The 1334-nt window shown below is 63.6% G+C and carries 3 protein-coding genes; all 3 read right to left on the bottom strand.

Annotated elements, in window-relative coordinates:
• Positions 1 to 458, bottom strand: a 458-nt coding sequence (locus tag K0F85_RS28280) for a D-Ala-D-Ala carboxypeptidase family metallohydrolase (RefSeq protein WP_219119125.1), incomplete at its 3' end; no start/stop codon positions are given.
• Positions 455 to 784: a hypothetical protein gene (locus K0F85_RS28275; RefSeq protein WP_257638217.1), complete on the bottom strand. Its 330-nt coding sequence runs from the start codon at positions 782 to 784 to the stop codon at positions 455 to 457. The genes K0F85_RS28280 and K0F85_RS28275, both read right to left, overlap by 4 nt.
• Positions 785 to 950: 166 nt before the next feature.
• Positions 951 to 1334 (bottom strand): hypothetical protein (locus tag K0F85_RS28270; RefSeq protein ID WP_219119123.1); only part of this gene is annotated, 384 nt, incomplete at its 5' end.

Below are 1334 nucleotides of genomic sequence, written 5' to 3'. Positions count from 1 at the left end.
CGCACCTGCAAGATGCCAGCGCGCGTGCCGTGGCGGTCGATGGTGATGATGCGGTTGATCGGCTTGGCCACCATCTTTGTACTGACATGCACCCAGGTCAGCTCGTTGATGATCTGCCCGATGCCGAACTCGTTCAGTTTTGGCAGCAGCGCCTGGCATACTTGGTATGGCGTCATGCGCAGCGCCTTGAAATCAGCCGCGCAGCCGCGCACATGGTCGCTACCATCGCTGCTGCCGATGCCCCGATTCACTGGAATCGAGCGGTAGCCGCTGATATTGGTCAGCGGCGTGTCGATGCCGGCGCAAGCCGTCAGGTAATTGCGGATGCGCTGCAGCAGCTCAGCCGTGCGCTGCAATTCCGCCAGCACGGCCGGCGTCGGCGTGTTGTCGACACCATGGCGCGCCGCCCAGTCGGAGGCGGTCAGTTCCTGCAAGGTGAAATTCTTGGTGAGGTTCACAGGCCACCCCGCACGTCCTTGACGACGGCGGCCGCATCGCGCGCCAGCTCGCCGATATCCTTGTCGCGGCGCTTGTCGAACCAGCGCACCGTGGCGCCCAGCACCCACCAGGCGGGCAAGCCGGCGGCCACCATCAGCGGCGCGGCAATGAAGAGGAAGCCAAACGCCGGGTCGCTGCCGTACAGCACCGCGACGGCGCGCGCGCTGTCGAACAGGCCAGGCATCCAGTTGCGCACGACCACGACCAGGGCCGGGCCCATCAGGGCGGAAAACAGAATGGTGACGAAGAAGCGCACGCCCGCTTCCTTGGCAGTCTTTGGCCACATGAACATGAATCCCAGTGAGGTTGCGGCAGCGCCGGCCAGGACCGGGATGCCAAAAATTTTAATCAGTGCTCCGCCGGCGGCGGTTGTTTCGATGGCCATGTGATGCCTTTCAGGTGGTAGAAATGAAAAAACCCGCCGAAGCGGGTTTGTGGTGGAGCAGGAGCAACTATGCAACCTTGACGATGATCCGGGCGCGGCCATCCTCCTCGATGGAAATCACCTTGCCAATCGAGCGCATGTATTGCTTCAGGGTCATGCCGTCTTCGTCCATGGCCATGCCTGCAATGCCATCGCCATCCTGAACCGGCACAATATGCTGGCCCGGCGTGGCGCCCACCACGTTGACGGGCACCTGGCCAGCGAAGGCGATGCGGTCGACCGTCTGGCGCAGCTGCTCCAGCTCTGCCTCGAAGGTGGCCAGCGCACCGGCATGGGCGGCTTCTTTGGCTGCCCACTCAACATCCGTATCGCCTGACGCAGTAACGATAGTGCGATAGACGGCGGCGACGGCCTCTACCCCGCTGGCCTCGTCTGCTGGAACGGCCGGGGT

The sequence above is a fragment of the Janthinobacterium sp. UMAB-56 genome, assembly GCF_900095265.1.
Classification (GTDB): domain Bacteria; phylum Pseudomonadota; class Gammaproteobacteria; order Burkholderiales; family Burkholderiaceae_D; genus Janthinobacterium.
The sequence above is the reverse complement of the archived record's forward strand: the minus strand, read 5'-3'. Positions and strand labels throughout refer to the sequence as shown.